This is a genomic window from Pseudarthrobacter sp. C4D7 (genome assembly GCF_013359725.1).
Taxonomy (GTDB): Bacteria; Actinomycetota; Actinomycetes; order Actinomycetales; family Micrococcaceae; genus Arthrobacter.
Map to the genome: position 1 here is coordinate 1 of NZ_JABFMW010000012.1, position 18444 is coordinate 18444.

Genomic DNA, 18444 nt, shown 5'->3' on the forward strand with positions numbered 1-18444 from the left:
AGGCCCTCGCTTTTTACATCACGCCACGCTGTTCACAACCTCCATGGGAATTACAACTAGCGGACCAACCTGCGGGCCGCGGGGCAGCCGCCTATGCAAAGGGAAACGGACGACGGCGGGACCCGCCCGCCGTCGTCCGCGTGGAAAGGCGCCTGCCGGGCTTAGTCCCCGTACACCGCGATGAAGCGGCCCACCGCGCCGCCCTTGCGGAGCTTGTCGATGGCGCCGGGAATGTCCTCCTGCTTGATGAGGTTCATGGGCGGGTTGAGCTCGCCGGATTTCATGAGGGCATAAAGGTTCTCCAGGTCTTCCTTGGTGCCGGACTTGGATCCCTTGATGGACAGCTGGTTGATGATCAGAGGGTAGGTGTTGATGGTCGCTTCGAGGCGTCCCATCCCCACCTGGACCAGCGTGCCGAATTCGGCCAGGGTTTCGAGGGCCTCCGAGGTGGTGGTGCCGAATCCGGCGTAGTCCACGATGAGGTCCAGTTTCTTGTCCTTGAAGGCGGTGATGGAGTCGGCCACGCCGGCGAGGCCGATCTCGCCGGCAAGCTTTTGCGTTTCGGGGTTCACCTCGGCGCCATAAACCTCGGCGCCGGAGAGAGCTGCGACGCGGGCGCCAATGTAGCCCAGCCCACCCAGGCCGATCACGCCTACCTTCATGCCCGCCTTGGCCCCGCCCACGGCCATGATGGCGTGGTAGGCGGTGAGGCCGGCGTCGGTGGCCATGGCACCCAGTTCGAAAGACACCTCATCAGGCAGTTTCACCAGGTTGTCGTCCGTGGCGAGCAGCTTGGGGCCGAACCCGCCGTCCCACGTGCCGTAGCCCAGGGCAAAGCCGTCTGTCATGACGGGGGAGAGGCCCACCCGGTCGCCTACCTTCCAGTGCTCCATGCCGGGGCCCACTTCGGTGATGACGCCGGCATTCTCGTGGCCCATGGTGCGCGGGAGTTCCGGGAACAGGGGCATCCAGCCGGCGTCGTCAATGGCGGTGACGTCGGAGTGGCATACCCCGGCGGCCTTGACGCTGACCACCACCTGTCCCGGACCTGCGCTGGGTTCAGCCACTTCGTTCAGCGTCAGGGGGTTGTTGGTACCGGTGAACTGCCATGCCTTCATGGGGCATCTCCTTCGGATCCGTTAGATAAGTTCATGCATTTGCATGCAATTGCAGCCTACGCCTGCTGCGGCCCAGCGTAGCGCTGATGTGACGGAGGGAACATGGTGCGTGATCATCACCTGGCGCCCTAAGCCCGTGAACGGCGGCACCCTCCTCCACGTCGAGCACGCCTGCTTCCTTGCCGGGGTGTCCTGATCTCCCCGCATCCTGCTACGCTCCACCTACCCGGCCCGTCGCCGCGTTTGGGGCCGGCCATCAGCTTCGGTTGTGAGCGAGGGAAGCACCATGACGGTTGCCCAGATCCAAGTGGACCAGCGTGTGATCGGGATCGATTCCCGGCGCTTTGCCTCGGTTGAAAAGGCGCTGGTGGAGCTCATCACCAACAGCGATGACAGCTACGCACGGCTGGAAGAAGCCGGCCGCGAGGTGACAGGCTGGATCCAGGTCGGATACCAGCGGCACCACTCGGGGGCGGTGCTGACCGTGGGCGACCAGGCGGAGGGAATGTCCTTCGAGCAGGCCGGCCGCGTCCTCAGCTACGGCGGTGCCCACAGCCCCCTGGCCCGCGGCGAAGGAGCGGGCCGCGGCTACTTTGGACGCGGGCTCAAGCAAGCCATCTTCGGCCTGGGCCACGGCTGGATCGAGACCATCCAGGCCGGCCGGTTCACCCGCATTGACATCTTCCGCGGCAGTAATGGCGGCTACCTCTATGACGACGACGGCGCTGACCGGCAGGCGTTCCCCGCGGACTACGCCCGGCTTGGGATCCCTGGGGGCGGCAGCGGCACCAGGGTCACCATCGTCGTGGACAACCCACACGCCACCATCACCCAGCAGGCAACGCTGCGCCAGCTCCTCGCCGACAACATCTACCTGCGGGACGTCCTGGAACGGCGCACGGTGGAGCTGCTGCACGGACACCCCGGGAATGGGGACTACGGCCGCGACAGCCTCCGCTTCCGTGAACCGCCGGCCACAACGCTCGTGGGCCCGGATGCGCCCGGCAGTTTCAGCGTCGACGGAGCCGAGTACGCATTCACCGTCACGCTCAAGCGGGCCGAGGGCGTCGAACTGACGTTGAAGGGCGACGAGCGGACTGCCGGCCTGGTGGTTGAGTCCGGCATGGCCGTGCTGGACTGCCAAATGTTCGAGTTCGAAAACCAGGTGGGCACCGAGTACCTCTTTGGAATGGTCCGGTGCCCGGCTTTGACCGACATGCTGGGCAGGGGCGTGGCCATCATCAGCGACGAGCGTGAGGGCCTGAACGCCAAGGACCCGTTCGTTGCAGCCTTCTCGCGCGCAGTGAGCCGGATGATCGCGGGAGCCGTCCAGGCGGAGAAGGAAAAACTCACGCACCTCGAACGTGCCACCACCTCCGGCCGGACGGCCGAAATGATTGAGCACCTGCTGCAGCATATGAGCGAGGCCGCAGTCCGGGACCTTGGCCTGGGAACAGCAGCTGTTGGCCTGGACGAAGACCGCGCCCACGCGCGGGAGGGAGAAACACCAGCGGCCTTGCGGTTCACCACGCCGTTCTACTACCGTCCGCCCCTGCATCCATTCCACATTGCCTTGCTGCTGGACCCGCACCAGCTGCCCCAGGGGGAAATGCTGGAGTTCGGCCTGGATCTTCCGGCCTCAATCCGGCTGGATCCGCTGCCCGTGACCGTTCCAGTCGGCACCCTGGCGGAGACTCTCCGGCTGGAATGGAGTGCAACGGGGGACAGGGCCGGGGACCGCGGTGAAATCACCGTCCGGGCGGGCGACTACTGGGCGCTCTGCGAAGTGGTCATTGCCGAGAACGCTTCACGCCATGCCGCAGACCAGCCGCCGCACCATGTGGCCGCCGGAACGCTGTCCGCCCCGCGCCGCCAGGCCCACCGAGCAAGCCGGGACCACGGCGTCGACCTTTTCACCGGCTATGACTTCAGGAACCTCCACAACACCACGGACCGTGCCGTCTACTCCCAGGAGGAGCGGAAGGTCATCATCAACACCGCGGCCCCCACCGTCCAGCTCTATGTGGACGGCCGGGGGCGGTTCCGCGATTCCGCCCGGCTCCTGCTCGCCGAACTCTTCCTGGACGTGATTTCGGACGAACTTGCCAAGCTCCGCGTGGAACAGCGTGGTGAGGCCGGCGACCTGGAAGCTTTCCGGAATGCCAAGCGGGCCATCGTCGGCCGCTACGGCAGCGAAGTGCACCGGACGTTCCTGGGGTGAAACCGGAGTGAACCTGGTTTGCCTGGGCCTAGGGCCAGTCGGCCCGGGTGAACCGGACGGGGCTTCGCATGGTGAGCAGGCAGTCAGACGTCCACTCCGCACTCTTGTTATCTACGCCCGGTGGCTCCGCCACAGCGGCCTGCTGCGGATCCTGTTTTTCGGCATTACGGAACCCTTCAACCGAGCTTTCCACGTATCCCCCTAGTAAAGCGTGTGAGCCCACCCTAGGCATCGCGTAATTTCACGGGAAGCAAATTAATCCAGCTGCCGGATAAACTGCGCAAATCTTGAGGAAGGCTGACGTGGGGGACGGGCGGGTGGCACATTCACTTGCCTGCGCGTGAGAATACGGCGGCGAAAAACGATGCCAGTGCGTCGGCTTTGGACTGTGCCTCGGCCTGGGAGGCCGTTCGGCCGGCCGCCTCGACCGACAGCGTGCCCCTCCGCGCCCCGCTCTGCACGTGCCATTCACCAGTTCCGTCGCTGAGCTGGTACGCCACGGCGTACCTTGAGTCAGCGGTGATGGCGGTGGCCAAAGCGGTGACGGAGGACCACGTCCGGCTCCCGCCACCGAGCAGGATTTCCTGCACTGACGCACAGCTGCGGAGCTGTTCAGCCCTCGCGTCGAACGGGTAGGGCGGCTGCGTTGCCGAAGGCGTGTTGACGACAGTGAAGTCGGTGTAGTCCATTTTGGTGGCCCCCTGGATCTGCCCCTGCCCCGAGACGGAACCAGCCAGCGACGCGTCGTATGACTGTTCATCGAGGGTGCAGGGAGAGTCCGGCGGCGGCGTCAGGACGGTGGGTGTGGAGCCCTGCGGAAGCCCGATGATCCTCGCCTGCGGCAGGTTGACCGGCTCCCCACCGGGAGTAGTCATGCCCTTGAACAGCGCCACCATCTGGTCGGGCGTCAACGAGTTGGGCGCATTGGGTACCGCTGGTGCTTGGGGTTTGCCCGCTTCGCTGATGAGCTCCTTCGCCAGTTCAGCCATCGAATCCAAGGCCGGCTTGGCGTCGGCCCCAGAGTTCAAGGTGGCAACAGCGAGGGTCAGTGAAATGGACAGCGTGCCGTGGAGGACACGCAAGCCGACTGAGCCGAAGTCCCCCGCGCCCTTCGGCTTGGTGACCTGCATGAACGCGTGCTGCTTGTCGGCGATAGGGGGAGCGGTCAGCAACTGGATCGCGTAGGGGGAGGTCCTGTCCGCCTCCGTATAGGCAAGGTCGAACTGCCCGCAGCGGGACAAGAGGTTATCTGTGTAGCCAAAATCGGCTTTTGCGATGGACGCCTTTTCCGCGCTCCTGAGGACAATCCCGATGGTGGTTGTGGGTCCGGACTCCCCGCCGGACGGCGGCATGCCGCCGTCCGCGAAGCTGATGTCCTTGTCGGCCCAGTGGGTGAACGGGTCCCCGGGAACCAGGGCCACGCACTCACCTGGCGTGGTTTCCGTCCGGGTTGGCGGGAAGGACCCGCTCGCCGCACCCGAGCGCAGGCGCGTTGAGTCCTGGGCCGCAGGGTACGGCAGGTTGCGCGCCCGTCCCACGCCGTTGATGATTCCTGCGAGCTCTGCGTCCGACAAGGGCCCGGACGGTGAGCCCGTCGCGGACGTTGCCGCCCCGGGCGGGGAACTGGAGGCCGGCACTGCAGGCGCCGGGCTGCTGGGTGGGCTGCCGGGCGCACACCCGGCCAGCGCAAGCAGGACTGCCGCGAAGGCGCCTGCCCGGCGTCCGCTGTTCCTTGCCGTTGCCACGCTGCAACGCGTCGCGCGCCCGCCTGAAGGCATGGCCGGCCTCCTTCCGTCAATGCCAGGTGTCAGCCTCGCCGCTTTCAGGTCCGGAGGACCCGGCCGGGTGCAGGACCTCCGGGAATGGGCGCCCCGCCCACGGCCGCCAACGGGATAACCTCCAGCCGGTCGTTTGGGCCGGCAACCACCAGCACGTGCTGGGCGGTGATCCCTGCCAGGGCGTGCGCCACCTCCCGCACTGCTTCCTCCAGGCCCGGAGCGGGGGCGGACGACGACGGAAGTCCGGTGCCGTCGTCGTCCGCCTGCAGCCAGGTGGTCACCTTGGCGCCTCCGGTGGCGTCAGTGATGCCGCGGGCCAATGCCATGGGATCCACGGAACCCGGCGGATAGCCGGTGACCAGGGTGACCCGCTCCACCGCGCGCTTGTGCAAGGGTGCCGCAGCTGCCAGCAGCTCCCGGTCCTGCCGCCACAGTGCGAAGTGGTACCCCGCCACGAGCCCTGCCACCACCAGGAGGCCAAGGGGTGCGCGGACACGGTCCAGGAGGCTGCCGCCCGTGACGTCGCCCAGAAGGAATTCAAAGAGCCGGTAACCGATCACCAGCAGGGTAATGAGTGCCACCACCGCGCTGACGCCGAAGAATGCCACCAGGTAGACCCGCCGGCCAGGCGGAATGTCTCCGGCGCTCCGCGGCTGGTGCCTCGGCTTCCACGCGAGCCACCACACGGGGGCGCCGACTGCCAGGGAACTGATGCCGCCCAGGAGCAGCGTGCGGGTGGCGCTGCCGGCCAGCGGCGAGACTGCTGCGGCCAGCAGCGCGTTGACCACCACGCCTACGCCGGAAGCAGCTGCGGCAAGGGCCACTGCGGACGTCACCAGGAGGCTTGCGCGGCGCGTCCTGGTGGAGCGGGTCACGGACGTGGTGCGGTGGTAGCGCCAGACCAGTGCCCCCACGGCGGCTGAGGCGATGGCCGGGGCGAGGGGCTCAAGAAGATCGTTCAGGGGGCCGCTGCGGTCGAAGGCCAGCCGCAGGAGGACGAACAGGATGATCCCCAGCCCGCCCAGCGCGGTGATCCCGGCGATGAAGATGCCCACGGCGATGATGGTGACGTCCACTAGCCCTGTCTGGAACCGCCGGCCAGCCTCCCGGAACCAGTGCCACCACCAGATGACCGCGCCGCCGGCTGCCCACACCAGGGACCGCAGGACGGGGAACCACCACGGCTCAAAGGCGGCCGTTGCCGTGAAACCGCGGATTGCCACGTCAAGCAGGGTGCCCAGCGCGGCAATGGCGGCGCCCGCGCCCAGCAGCAGGCCAAAAACGGAGCCGACGACGGCGCGGACGTCCTCAAGGTGTGAAGAGGCTTTGCGGGGGTGCTTCCACATCCACCGGTGCCACCACCAGATGGCCGACCACACCAGTCCATTGGCCAGCGGAGATGCCCACTGGCTGGCCTGGGTATCGATGAAGAATGTGGCCAGGTTGAGCAGGGACGTGGTGGCGATGATCAGCGAGACCACGTACATCCCGGTCAGGTAGAGGCCCCACCCGGGTGCCCGGCGCTCGGATTCGTCGTCCAGGCGCCGCCACACGAACCACCACAACAGCAGTGCCAGCGGGCCGCCGATCAGTGTGAAGGCCAGGGACAGTGCCAGGCCGGCCACGTCGCCTGGGACCAGGGTGGATGCAGTCCGGAAGAGCCGTTCCAGCAGGCCCTGCAGCCCTGAGGCCGCGATGACCACCAAGGCAAACAGCAGGACGTACAGGATCAGCCGGCGCAGGGTTGCCAAGCCGCCGGCCGGGGCGGGGACCGTGGGTGCTGCCGGGGCCGTCATGGCTTCACCGGCACTGCGGTGCAGTCCACCAGTGGGTACGGCGGCTGGTCGATCAGCCACTTGCCGTCCACTTTGAGGAGCGAGAAGGCTTCTTCCGTTTCGTATTCGGAAGGGCCGAACGGTCCGCCCTGGGACGACCGGACAATCGAAACCCGCACGGTGGCCGTGTCGGTGCGCTCCGTCGTCGAAACCAGGACGACGCGGGCGGGTACCGGATCGTTGGCGTACGCGCCCCGGCACCTGTTTTTGGCACCCTCGGTGAGGTAGGACGCGGCCGTTGCGGTGTCCCCGTCGAGTAATGCCGCGCTGTACCGCTGGACCACGCCGGCCGGGCTCGCCTCATCCAGCGGGGCCGGGCCGCCGCGGGTGAAGACCACTGCGAGCGCAACCACCACCAGGACGGCAACCACCCCTACCAGCGCCAGCAGGATCCGGTCCGGTCTTCGGGAAATGCGCTCCTTGGCGGCGGTCTCGTCCATGGCGCAAGTATGGGTCAGGCGGCGGGGATCCGCTGGTGTCTTTGGGCCCCATTTAAGCGCGTCAGGGCAGAATCTTCACAATAATTAAGAAAAGGGGTTGTTTGGCCAAAAATCTTCACTATAGTTATGTGAGTAAGCTCACCCAGTGAAAGACAACCGATGACCACCGAGAGTAGCACCACCGCACCGCCGGCCACCAGCGAACTGCTGGCCACGGTTGGCAATAAAGTGCGGGCCATGCGCAAGGAAAAGGGCATGACCCTGGCCAACCTCTCCGACGTCACCGGGCTCAGCCAGGCGATCGTCAGCCAGATCGAACGCGGCATGGCTAACCCGTCCTTCACAACTCTTGCCCAGCTGGCCCATGGACTGGACATTCCCGTGGGAAGGTTCTTCATAGGCCAGGACCAAACCAAGTCACCCGTCGTCCGCAGATCCGCACGGCGGAACCTGAAAAACGTCACCCGTGAATCCATGGGCGAGGCAGTTCACGAACTGCTCACCCCGGACCGTGACGGCACCATCGAAGCGCAATGGATCATGACGCCCCCAGGGCACGACACCAGCGCAACACCCTTTACCCATAGCGGGGAAGAGTTCTGCTACATCATTTCGGGCCGGAAGGACGTCTACTTGGACGGCGTCTGCTACAGCCTGGAAGAGGGCGACTCCATCACCTATCCGGCAGAAACCCCGCACTGGTACAAGAACAGCTACGAAGAGGTATGCGTAGCCATCTGGGTGAACGCACCACACAAGTGGTAGGCCAGCCGGTCTCCACCGGCCCCTGCGTTTCCCCCTGACTGTCCGGACACAACCCGTGGCCCCGGACAATCCTTGCCACCTTCGCATCCTGCGCCTCCTCCAACAGGCGCCGCTGCGTCATACCCTCCTGCGCCCTCCCCGGCGCCAGCGTAAGGACACTTCCATGCTCGACATCCAAGCGACGGACAACGCCGTACCGTCATCCCGTTCCACCACCCCGTCCCCCCGCAACCGCGACAAATTCACCCCGGAAGTCCGCAAAGGACTTCTGGGGCTCGGCCTGGGCAACGCCCTGGAATGGTACGACTGGATGGTCTTCGGCCTCCTGTCCGCCTTCATCGGGCCCAACTTCTTCCCCAGCACCGAGCCCCTCTCCGCAACTCTGAATGCGCTGGCAGTATTCGCCGTCGGATTCGCCTTCCGGCCGCTGGGCGGCTTCCTGCTGGGCACGCTTGCGGACCGCATCGGCCGCCGCCGCGTGATGCTCCTGTCCATCATGCTGATGGCCGGCACCACCCTGGTTATCGCCGTCACCCCCAGCTACGCCACCATCGGCGCCTGGTCCGGCATCATCCTCGTGGCATGCCGTGTCCTGCAGGGAATCTCCACCGGCATTGAGGCGCCGCTGTCCACCTCCCACGCCGTCGAACTGGCACCGGAAGGCCGCGAAGGCTACGTGGCAGGCATCATGTCCTTCTACGTCAACATCGGGATCCTGCTCGCCTCCCTGGTCAGTTTCGTCTGCAGCCTGGTGATTGGCGGAGCGGCCATGGGGGAGTGGGGCTGGCGCGTCCCGTTCATCATCGGCGCCCTGTTCGGATTCATGGTCCTCTACCTGCGCCGGTCACTCCCGGAAACCCTTAAGGAAGAGGAACGCGCGTCCAACACCGCCAAGACCGTGTGGTCCGGGGTGGGCAAGCACTGGCTCTCCGTCCTTGCCATCGTCTTCGTGGTGGGCGCCGCCCAGGCCTACAACTACGCCTGGAACGTAGGACTGCCGAGCGCCGCCCGCAGCGGTTTCAAGGAAGACCCCACCGCGGTCTTCGCCCTCACCACTGTCCTGGGTGTCATCCTGGTGGCCGGCAGCTGGATCATCGGCAAGCTCGCTGACGGCCGGTCCATGTCCCGCTGGTTCCTGGTGACCCGCGTCCTGGCCATCCCGTCCGTGTTCCTGATGCTCCTGTACGTACAGCCTGGCATCGGCGGATTCGCAGCGGTCCTCCTGGGCGGTTCGATCGTCCTGGTTTTGAACATGACCCTCTACAACGTGGTCAGCTCCTCGCTGATGCCCAAGAACATCCGCGGCACCGGCGTGGCCCTGGGCTACGGCATCGGTGTGGCCGTCTTCGGTGGTACCGCCTCCTATCTCCTGGTGTGGCTGCAGTCCCTGGACCTCACCTGGGTCTTCCCGGTCTACGTCGCCGTTCTCTCCATCCTCAGCATCGTTTTCTACCTCGCCGCGCGCCGCTCAAACGGCATCTTCGTCGGAAAGTAAGGACTCCCCTATGAACAACACACCCAGCTTCGCCGCGCCCAAAATCGGCTCCCTGGAGCTCTCCACCACCACCGCGGACCTCACCGCCCCGGTGATCTCCCGCTCCAACGTCCTGGTGGTTGGTGGTGGCCCCGCAGGCGTGGCCGCCGCCGTCACCGCCGCCCGCTCCGGCGCCAAGGTGACCCTCCTGGAACGCTACTCCTCCCTGGGCGGCCTGGCCTCCGGCGGCATGGTTCTGGTCCTGGATGACATGATCAACGGCCAGGACATCACCGTCACCGGCATCGTGTCCGAATACGTGGAACGCCTGCAGAAACTCGGCCTGGCCATCGTCCCGCCCGCCGAGGACCGCCGCACGTCGGAGGAACTCTGGAACAAGTGGGGGCGCTACGGCACGTTCGACTTCCACTCCCACACCAACCCCAAGCCCATCTGCTACGCCGCCGCGTTCGACCCCGACGGCTGGAAGCGCGTCTCCAACGACCTTGTCCGTGAAGCCGGGGTGGACCTGCGGCTGCACTCCTGGTTCTCCCGCCCCATCGTGGACAACGGCGTGATCAAGGGCGTGGTCTGCGAAACCAAGCTCGGCCCCCAGGCCTTCATGGCGGACGTGGTCATCGACACCACCGGCGACATCGACGTGGCCTCCCGCGCCGGCGCCAGCTATGCCAAGGACAACTACCTCACCACCCTGGTGTTCCGGCTGGGCAACGTGGACACCGCCGCCGCCGAAGCATTCGAGCAGGCCAACCCCAAGGAAGCCCGCGCCATCAACCGCAAAATCAAACGCCTCCTGGGCGGGGCCTGGGAGCTGTGGTGGCTCAAGACCCCCATCGACGGCGTGGTCTGGTGCAACGCCCCGCACATGACCGGCTTCGACGGCGTGGACCCGGCGGACATGACCGCCGCCGAGTTCGCCGCCCGCGACAAGATCTCCGAGGCAGTGGACTACGTCCGGGCCAACCTTCCCGGGTTCGAGAAGTGCTACATGCTGGACGTCGCCTCCCAGATGGGCGTCCGCCAGACCCGGCTGCTGCAGGGCGAGTATGTGATGACCAAGGACGACGTCACCTCCCGCCGCCACTTCCAGGACAGCGTGGCCCGCGGCCGCGACTACTACTACCCGTACCGGTCCTTGCTGCCCAAGGAAGTGGACCAGCTGCTGGTGGCCGGCCGCCATTATTCCGCCACCCCGGAGGCCCAGAAGATGTCCCGCGAGATCCCGCCCTGCATGGCCATGGGCCAGGCCGTCGGCGTCGCCGCGGCACTCGCCGTCGAGTCCGGCATGCTGGTTCGCGACGTAGCGGCAGCGGACATCCAGCTGGGAATGCGCCGGCACGGCGCCGACCCCGGCGAGGTCCCGTCGTCGAACGCCACCCTGGACAGCGAAGCGGCGGTCCTGGCATGAGCGCGGCAACGGCAGAGCGGATGGCGGAACGTACGACGGCGGCAGGCCCCGCCGTGGCTGCCCCACCGGTGCCCCTTCCGCTGGAGGGCATCCGGATCGTGGACTTCACCCAGGTGTTCATGGGCCCGTCCTGTACCCAGCTGCTGGGCGATTACGGTGCCGACATCATCAAGGTTGAACGCCCCGGCGCGGGCGACATTTCCCGCAACTCGTTCCCCGACCAGGACGGCCAGGACAACCCGATCTTCCTGTCCATTAACCGCAACAAGCGCAGCGTCTCCGTGGACACCCGCACCGACGAAGGCCGGGAGGTGCTGCACCGGCTCCTGGCCGACGCCGACGTGGTGGTCAGCAATTTCCGCTCCGGCGTCATGGAGCGGATGGGCTTCGGCTATGAGGACCTCAAGGCAAAGAACCCCGGCATCATCTGGGCCTCCGGCACCGGATTCGGCCCGGTGGGGCCGTACTCGCACAAGGGCGGGCAGGACGCGATTGCCCAGGCATACTCCGGAGTGATGTGGCGGCGCGAATCGGAGGACCAGAAGCCGGCCATCTACCCCACCACCCTCTGTGACTACATCACCGGCATGCACCTCATGCAGGGCATCCTCCTGGCGCTGCGTACCCGGCAGGCGTCCGGCGTGGGACAGAAGGTGGAGGTGACCATGTACGACTCCATGCTCCACCTGCAGATGCAGGAGGCCTGCATGCAGCTCAACCGCGGTTACGAGGTCAACTGGGGCGCCATGCCCCTGAGCGGCGTCTTCGAGACCACCGACGGTGCCGTGTGCATGGTGGGCGGATTCACCCCGGACCCGCTGGCCCGGATTTCCGACGCCCTGGGCCTGGACGAGGACCTGACCGAGCGGCCCGGGTTCGCCACGCTGGAGCAGCAGTTCAAGAACAAGCCCGCCCTGCAGGCCATCTTCCGCGGGCACTTCGCCACCAACACCACTGAGTACTGGACCGGGAAACTGGAGGAACAAGGGCTGCTCAACGCCCCCGTCCACACCCTGGAACAGGCACTGGCCGATGCCCAGACCGAGGCGAACGGCATGATCGTGGAGGCCGAACACCCCCGGGTGGGAACCGTCAAAATGCTCAACGCCCCCATCCGGCTCTCCGCCACCCCGCCCAGCATCCGCCGCGCTGCACCCCGCCTGGGCGAACACAACGTGGAGGTCCTGCTGGAAAACGGCTTCGACGCCGAGACCATTGCGCGCCTGCAGCAGCTGGGGGTCCTGCGGTGACCGCGGTGGCGGAGCGGGTTGATGAGGTGACCCTCTTCATCCACGACGGCGTCGCAACCGTCACCATCGACCGGCAGCACGTCCTCAACGCCGTCGACGGCAGTGCGCAGGCCCGGCTCAACAGGATCTGGGAGCAGCTGGAACAGGACCCGTCCGTGCGGGCCGTCGTCATCACGGGCGCCGGGTCCAAAGCCTTCTGCGTCGGAGCGGACATGTCCGCCTCCGCCGTGGACAAGACCGGCCTGGAATACTGGGCCGGCCTGGACCCCAACGGCTTCGGCGGCCTGAGCCTGCGCACCACCCTGGACATCCCCGTGATCGCCAAGGTCAACGGCTACGCCCTGGGCGGCGGGATGGAGATCGTCCTGGGTGCGGACATTGTGGTGGCGGCTGACAGCGCAAAGTTCGGGCTGACCGAGCCCCGGGTGGGTCGGTTGGCGCTCGACGGCGGCATCCACCAGCTGGTGCGCCGCGTCCCCTACACCCAGGCGATGGGCATGCTGCTCACCGGCCGGAAAGCCGGTGCAGCCGAGATGCACGCCATGGGCCTGGTCAACGAGGTGGTTCCTGCCGAAGAGCTCGACGCCGCCGTGCAGCGCTGGGTGGACCAGATCCTGGCCTGTGCCCCCACTTCCGTCCGGGCGGTCAAGCAGATGGCTGCCCGGACTTCGCACCTCACGGCCGCCGAAGCGCGCGGCCTCCGGCTTCCGGCCCTGATGGCTGCCCTGGACAGTGAAGACTCCGCAGAAGGCGTCCGCGCCTTCCAGGAAAAACGTCCGCCGGTGTGGCCGGGCTGCTGAACACACGTTTCCCACTAAGAGTTCCAACAAAAGAAGGACCACTCATGCCGCAATCCGTCGCGCCTGAAAATCGTGAATCCCTGGCTCCGGGCGTGTGGGGCGTCGTTGCCACCCCGTTCCAGGGCAGCACCCTGGACGTGGACCTGGACAGCCTCTCGGACCTCGTGGAGCGCTACGAAACCATCGGCGCCACCGGCCTGACCGTCCTGGGCGTATTCGGTGAGGCTGCCGCCCTCACGGCGGAAGAGCGGCGCCAGGTCCTGGAAATCGCCGTCGAATGCACCAGTCTGCCTTTGGTGGTGGGGGTCACGGCACTGGCCACCCGGCCGGCCATCGAGGAAATCCGCGCCGCACAGGAGGCAGCAGGCTTCCGGCTCGCGGCCGTCATGGTGCAGGCCAACTCGCCCAAGGCCGACGTGGTGGCCGCGCACCTGGACGCCATCCACCGTGCCACCGGCGCCAAGGTGGTGCTGCAGGACTACCCTCTGGCCAGCGGCGTGACCATCTCCACCGACGCCCTCATCGCGGTGGTCAAGGCAAGTCCTGACGTCATCGCCATCAAGGCCGAGGCTCCACCCACCAGCGTGGCCATCGCCACGCTCAGCGCCGCCACCGGGATTTCGGTGTTCGGCGGCCTCGGCGGCCAGGGCCTGCTGGACGAACTCCTCGCCGGGGCGGCAGGTGCCATGACGGGATTCTCCTACCCGGAAGCGCTTATCGCCTGCGTTCGGGCCTGGCAGCGCGAAGGCTATGCAGCCGCGGCCGCCCAGCTGGTGCCGTACCTGCCGCTCATCAACTTTGAACAGCAGGCCAAGGTGGCGCTGGCCATTCGGAAAGAATGCCTGCGGGAACGGGGCTGGATCAAGGACGCCGGCGTCCGGGCCCCGGCAGCTGGTTTCCCAGAGAACCTGCGGCACGCCATGTCCGCCCACCTCTGCGAAGCCACCACCGCACTGAAACTGGCCAGTGCCCCCGTACCGGCCGGGAGCCTCTGATGGATCTGGGTATCGCCGGACGCACGGCGCTGGTGGCGGCCTCCACCGGCGGGCTGGGACTTGCCGTGGCAAGCGCACTGGCCGCCGAGGGAGCCAGGGTTGCCATCGTGGGCCGGCGCCGGGACCGAGCCGAAGAGATCGTGGGCGGGTTGCAGGCAGCGCACGGCGGACTTCCGGGGTTCGCTGCCATCGCCGTCGAAGCCGACCTCACCGCTCCCGGGGGAGTGGAAGCGGCCGTGGCCCAGACCCAGTCAGGGCTGGGCCCGGTGGACATCCTGGTCCTCAACGGACCCGGCCCCAAGCCCGGCGCTGCCGCCACCCTGGACTCGGAGGACATCGCCTCTGCTTTCGAAACCCTGGTCAAGCCACACCAAGAGTTGGTGTCCCGCACCCTCCCCGGCATGCGGGAACGGCGGTGGGGGAGGATCCTGGCCGTCGGCTCCAGCGGCGTGTCGGCCCCCCTGCCCAATCTGGCCATCTCCAATACCGGACGCGCCGCGCTCGCCGCCTACCTCAAGACGCTCGCTGCCGAAGTGGCACTCGACGGGGTCACCGTCAACCTGCTCCTGCCGGGCCGGATCGCCACGGACCGGGTTACCGAGCTGGATCAGGCCGCCGCGAAGCGCCGCGGCACCACGCTGGAAGAGATCCGGCTTGAGTCCCGCAAAACCATCCCCGCGCGGCGGTATGGGGAACCCGCTGAATTCGGCGCCGCAGCCGCCTTCCTGTGCAGCGCGCCGGCGTCGTACATCACCGGCGTGGCACTGCGGTGCGACGGCGGCCTCATCCGCAGCCTCTAGCCACACCCAACATCCCGAAGGAACGCCATGACCTCCACCGCACTGGATCCCGAGACCACTACCCACGCACACCTGACCGCCCAGCACCTCATCAACGGCCAGTGGCTGGGAGAAGCAGCCACCCGGCGCATGAACCCTGCCCGGCCGGAGGAACTGGCGGCGCTGTCACCCAGCGGCACTGCCGCGGACGTGGACGCGGCCATTACCGCTGCGGCCGCTGCCCAACCGGCCTGGGCAGCGCTGCCGGCGCCCTCCCGTGGCGCCATCCTGCTCACCGCCGGGAACCTGCTGATCGAACGCCAGGCCGCCATTGCGGAGGACCTGGTCCGCGAGGAAGGCAAAACCCTGGCCGAGGCCAAGGGCGAGGTGAAGCGGGCTTCCGACGTGCTGCGCTTCTTCGGTTCACTCGGCTGGGCCGCCACCGGCGAAGTGCTGCCCAGCGGCCTGCCGGACACCACCATCACCACCCGTCGGGAACCCCTGGGCGTCGTCGGGCTGATCACACCCTGGAACTTCCCCATCGCCATCCCCGCCTGGAAGACCGCGCCGGCACTGATCAGCGGCAACGCGGTGGTGATCAAGCCTGCCGAACTCACGCCGCTCTCAGCCACGCACCTGGCCCGTGCGCTGCAGGATGCCGGGCTGCCTGCAGGCGTGTTCAACGTGGTCCACGGCAAGGGCCGGGTAGTGGGCGATGCCCTTGCCCGCGATCCCCGCATCGCCGGCATGTCCTTCACCGGATCCACCAGCGTTGGTTTGGGCCTGCAGGAAATCCTCAACGGCCGGCGCGCCCGGGTTCAGCTGGAGATGGGCGGCAAGAACGGGGTCCTGGTCCTGGACGACGCCGATCCCGTCAAAGCCGCCCAGGTAGTGGCTGCCGGTGCCTTCGGCCTCACGGGCCAGGCTTGTACCGCCACCTCCAGGGTCTACGTCACCCCCGGCATCCGCACGGCGTTCCTGGATGCCCTCGTGGCCGAGGCAGCCAAGTACACGCCGGGGGACGGGCTCGAATCAGCGATGGGCGCCGTGGTGAGCCAGCAGCAGTTCGAGCAGGACCAGGCAGCGGTGCGCGGCGCCGTCGAACGCGGTGCAACCCTCCTGCATGGAAAGTACGACGGCGACTCTTCCGAAGCGCTGTCCTTCCCTGCCGCGGTGCTCACCGGCGTGGCCTTCGACGATCCAGCCGTGACCGAGGAAATCTTCGGCCCGGTGGTGGCCGTCTTGGAAGTGCCCGACTACGAGGCCGGCCTGGCCGCCATTAACGACTCCCGTTACGGGCTGACCGCCGGCATCTGCACCGACTCGCTGGCCCTGGCCACCGACTTCTCGGCCCGCGCCCAGGCAGGGGTCATCAAGGTCAACCGGCCCACTGCGGGACTGGACCTGAACGTGCCGTTCGGCGGCGTAAAAGACTCCTCCACCAACACGTTCCGCGAGCAGGGAAGGTCCGCCTTGGAGTTCTTCACCTGGGGCAAGACCGTGTACACGGGCGTGTAGCCGCTGTGACGTATGTGATTGCGCAGCCCTGCGTGGATGTGAAGGACAAAGCCTGCATCCAGGAGTGCCCGGTGGACTGCATCTACGAAGGCGAACGTTCCCTGTACATCCACCCGTCCGAATGCGTGGACTGCGGCGCATGTGATCCCGTGTGCCCGGTGGAGGCGATCTACTATTCCGACGACGTGCCGGACGAGTGGACAGACTACGTCCGCGCTAACGCGGAGTTTTTCACCGAGGTGGGGTCACCGCAGGGCGCATCGGCCGTGGGGAACCTGCACTGGGACCATCCGGTGATCCAGGCTGAGCCCCAGCCGGTCCGGTAACACCCGGGTTCCAGCTCTCTTTCTCCTGCAGTTCCCATGGCCGCCAAGCCTTCCCGCTTGGCGGCCATTGCTGCTTTAAGCGTCCCTTTTCGCTCTTGTTACAACCACGTTGCCTTGGACGCAACTAAGGAATTTTGGCTTCTTCTGGCATGCAATCGACCCCTCCGCCCGTGAAATGCTGACGGATCGCAATGTAATGCTGCAGAAAATCCTTGACTGTGTTCCGGATCACGGCCTATCTTGAAACAACCATGTTGCAAGCAATGCAACTCCTACTCTTAGTGGTGGTTCAATGAGTACCGAATCAACCTCGCCCCGCGCAGGAGCCGTCGCCGCTGACGTCACCGGTCCCGCCCGCGGAGCCCAGGGTGCGGACAACTCCGTGGCCAGCAAGGACGTTCGACGCCGGGTGGTCACCGCCAGCTTCATCGGCAACTTCGTGGAGTGGTTCGACTACGCCGTGTACGGCTACCTCGCCGCGGTCATCTCCTCGGTGTTCTTCCCCGAGGCTGACCGGCAGACCGCGCTGCTGGCCACCTTCGCCGTCTTTGCCATTTCCTTCTTCGTCCGCCCCCTGGGCGGCTTCTTCTGGGGGCACATCGGCGACAAGCTGGGCAGGCGCAAGGCGCTCTCCCTCTCCATCGTCATCATGTCCGTCTCCACCTTCTGCATCGCCCTCATCCCCGGGTACGGGGCCATCGGCATGCTGGCACCGGTCCTCCTGCTGCTGGTCCGCGTGGTCCAGGGCTTCTCGGCGGCCGGCGAATACGCCGGCGCCTCAGCCTTCCTGGTGGAATACGCACCCGCCAACCGCCGCGGACTGTATGCCGCCGTCGTGCCCGCCAGCACCGCCGCCGGCCTGCTCCTCGGCTCCCTGATCGCGGCGCTCCTCACCTCGGTCCTCAGCACCGACCAACTGCACGAGTGGGGCTGGCGGCTGCCGTTCCTGCTGGCCGCCCCGATGGGACTTATTGGCCGCTACATCCGCACCAAGCTGGAGGACACCCCGGCGTTCCGCGCCTTGGCCGAGCAGGAGGAATCCGCTCCCAAAGCCCCCGCGCTGGACATGTTCCGGACCTACCGCAAGCAGCTGGTCATCGCCTGCGGCGCGGTGCTGCTCAACGCCGTCGGCTTCTACGTCATCCTCAGCTACATGCCCACCTACCTGTCCGAGGAACTGGGCTTCGGTCCCACCGAATCCTTCCTGGCCACCACTATCGCGCTGGCCAGCTACATCGGCTTCATCTTCCTCACGGGCCTCGCCTCAGACCGGTTCGGCCGCAAGCGCATGCTGATCACCGCGTCCGTCCTGTTCATCCTGCTGACCGTTCCCGCCTTTATGCTGCTGGATACCGGCAACTTCATGGTGATCGTCCTGGTCCAGATCCTGCTGGGCGGCATGCTCACCCTCAACGACGGAACGCTGCCCAGCTTCCTGGCCGAACTGTTTCCCACCAAAGTCCGGTACAGCGGCTTCGCCGTCAGCTTCAACCTCTCCAACGCCCTGTTCGGCGGCACAGCGCCCTTCATGGCCACCCTGCTGATCGGCATGACCCAGAGCAAGCTGGCGCCCGGCTGGTACCTCGTGGCCGCGGCTGCCGTATCCCTTATGGCCGTTCTTTTCGCCGCCGAAACCTCCCGGAAGCCCCTCAAGCACCTCTGACCAGGGCACCAACCCCGTCGGGGCACACAGACCTACCTCACTACGCAAACCGA

15 protein-coding genes are annotated in these 18444 nt (G+C 66.8%); 11 read left to right on the top strand and 4 right to left on the bottom strand.

Annotated elements, in window-relative coordinates:
- Positions 1-161 precede the first annotated feature (161 nt).
- A complete protein-coding gene (locus tag HNO81_RS10330) occupies positions 162-1118 on the bottom strand; it encodes a zinc-binding dehydrogenase (protein WP_175318043.1) in 957 nt (318 codons plus the stop codon).
- A gap of 286 nt (positions 1119-1404) precedes the next feature.
- Here HNO81_RS10330 and HNO81_RS10335 point away from each other — a divergent pair, with 286 nt between their 5' ends.
- Positions 1405-3339, top strand: a complete 1935-nt coding sequence (locus tag HNO81_RS10335) for an ATP-binding protein (protein ID WP_175318044.1) — start codon at positions 1405-1407, stop codon at positions 3337-3339.
- Positions 3340-3665: 326 nt separating this feature from the next.
- On the opposite strand, the gene HNO81_RS10340 is transcribed toward HNO81_RS10335, so the two are convergent.
- The 3 genes from HNO81_RS10340 to HNO81_RS10350 form a co-directional block, all read right to left on the bottom strand.
- On the bottom strand, positions 3666-4913 hold the full coding sequence (locus HNO81_RS10340; RefSeq protein ID WP_254703411.1) for a hypothetical protein: 1248 nt from the start codon (positions 4911-4913) through the stop codon (positions 3666-3668).
- Positions 4914-5161: 248 nt separating this feature from the next.
- Complete coding sequence (locus tag HNO81_RS10345; RefSeq protein WP_175318140.1) at positions 5162-6913, bottom strand: DUF5671 domain-containing protein; 1752 nt, start codon at positions 6911-6913, stop codon at positions 5162-5164.
- Positions 6910-7392, bottom strand: coding sequence for a hypothetical protein (locus tag HNO81_RS10350; protein ID WP_175318045.1), 483 nt, complete (start codon positions 7390-7392; stop codon positions 6910-6912). The genes HNO81_RS10345 and HNO81_RS10350 overlap by 4 nt, the downstream gene beginning before the upstream one ends.
- A gap of 159 nt (positions 7393-7551) precedes the next feature.
- Between HNO81_RS10350 and HNO81_RS10355 the strand changes: the two genes are divergently transcribed.
- The 10 genes from HNO81_RS10355 (at position 7552) to HNO81_RS10400 (ending at position 18391) form a co-directional block, all read left to right on the top strand.
- On the top strand, positions 7552-8157 hold the full coding sequence (locus tag HNO81_RS10355) for a helix-turn-helix domain-containing protein (RefSeq protein ID WP_175318046.1): 606 nt from the start codon (positions 7552-7554) through the stop codon (positions 8155-8157).
- 163 nt (positions 8158-8320) lie between these two features.
- The gene (locus HNO81_RS10360; protein ID WP_175318047.1) at positions 8321-9652 is read left to right on the top strand and encodes an MFS transporter; all 1332 of its coding nucleotides are present in this window, start codon (positions 8321-8323) and stop codon (positions 9650-9652) included.
- Positions 9653-9662: 10 nt separating this feature from the next.
- Complete coding sequence (locus tag HNO81_RS10365) at positions 9663-11060, top strand: FAD-dependent oxidoreductase (RefSeq protein ID WP_175318048.1); 1398 nt, start codon at positions 9663-9665, stop codon at positions 11058-11060.
- Entirely contained in the window at positions 11057-12310 is a 1254-nt protein-coding gene (locus tag HNO81_RS10370; RefSeq protein WP_175318049.1) for a CaiB/BaiF CoA-transferase family protein, read from the top strand. The genes HNO81_RS10365 and HNO81_RS10370 overlap by 4 nt, the downstream gene beginning before the upstream one ends.
- Entirely contained in the window at positions 12307-13110 is an 804-nt protein-coding gene (locus HNO81_RS10375) for an enoyl-CoA hydratase-related protein (protein WP_175318050.1), read from the top strand. Before HNO81_RS10370 ends, HNO81_RS10375 begins: the two co-directional genes overlap by 4 nt.
- A gap of 44 nt (positions 13111-13154) precedes the next feature.
- Positions 13155-14105, top strand: coding sequence for a dihydrodipicolinate synthase family protein (locus HNO81_RS10380; RefSeq protein ID WP_175318051.1), 951 nt, complete (start codon positions 13155-13157; stop codon positions 14103-14105).
- The gene (locus HNO81_RS10385) at positions 14105-14905 is read left to right on the top strand and encodes an SDR family oxidoreductase (RefSeq protein WP_175318052.1); all 801 of its coding nucleotides are present in this window, start codon (positions 14105-14107) and stop codon (positions 14903-14905) included. The genes HNO81_RS10380 and HNO81_RS10385 overlap by 1 nt, the downstream gene beginning before the upstream one ends.
- A gap of 27 nt (positions 14906-14932) precedes the next feature.
- Positions 14933-16402: an aldehyde dehydrogenase family protein gene (locus tag HNO81_RS10390; protein WP_175318053.1), complete on the top strand. Its 1470-nt coding sequence runs from the start codon at positions 14933-14935 to the stop codon at positions 16400-16402.
- Positions 16403-16407: 5 nt separating this feature from the next.
- The gene (gene fdxA / locus HNO81_RS10395; RefSeq protein WP_175318054.1) at positions 16408-16728 is read left to right on the top strand and encodes a ferredoxin; all 321 of its coding nucleotides are present in this window, start codon (positions 16408-16410) and stop codon (positions 16726-16728) included.
- Positions 16729-17020: 292 nt separating this feature from the next.
- Positions 17021-18391: an MFS transporter gene (locus HNO81_RS10400; RefSeq protein ID WP_175318055.1), complete on the top strand. Its 1371-nt coding sequence runs from the start codon at positions 17021-17023 to the stop codon at positions 18389-18391.
- Positions 18392-18444 lie beyond the last annotated feature (53 nt).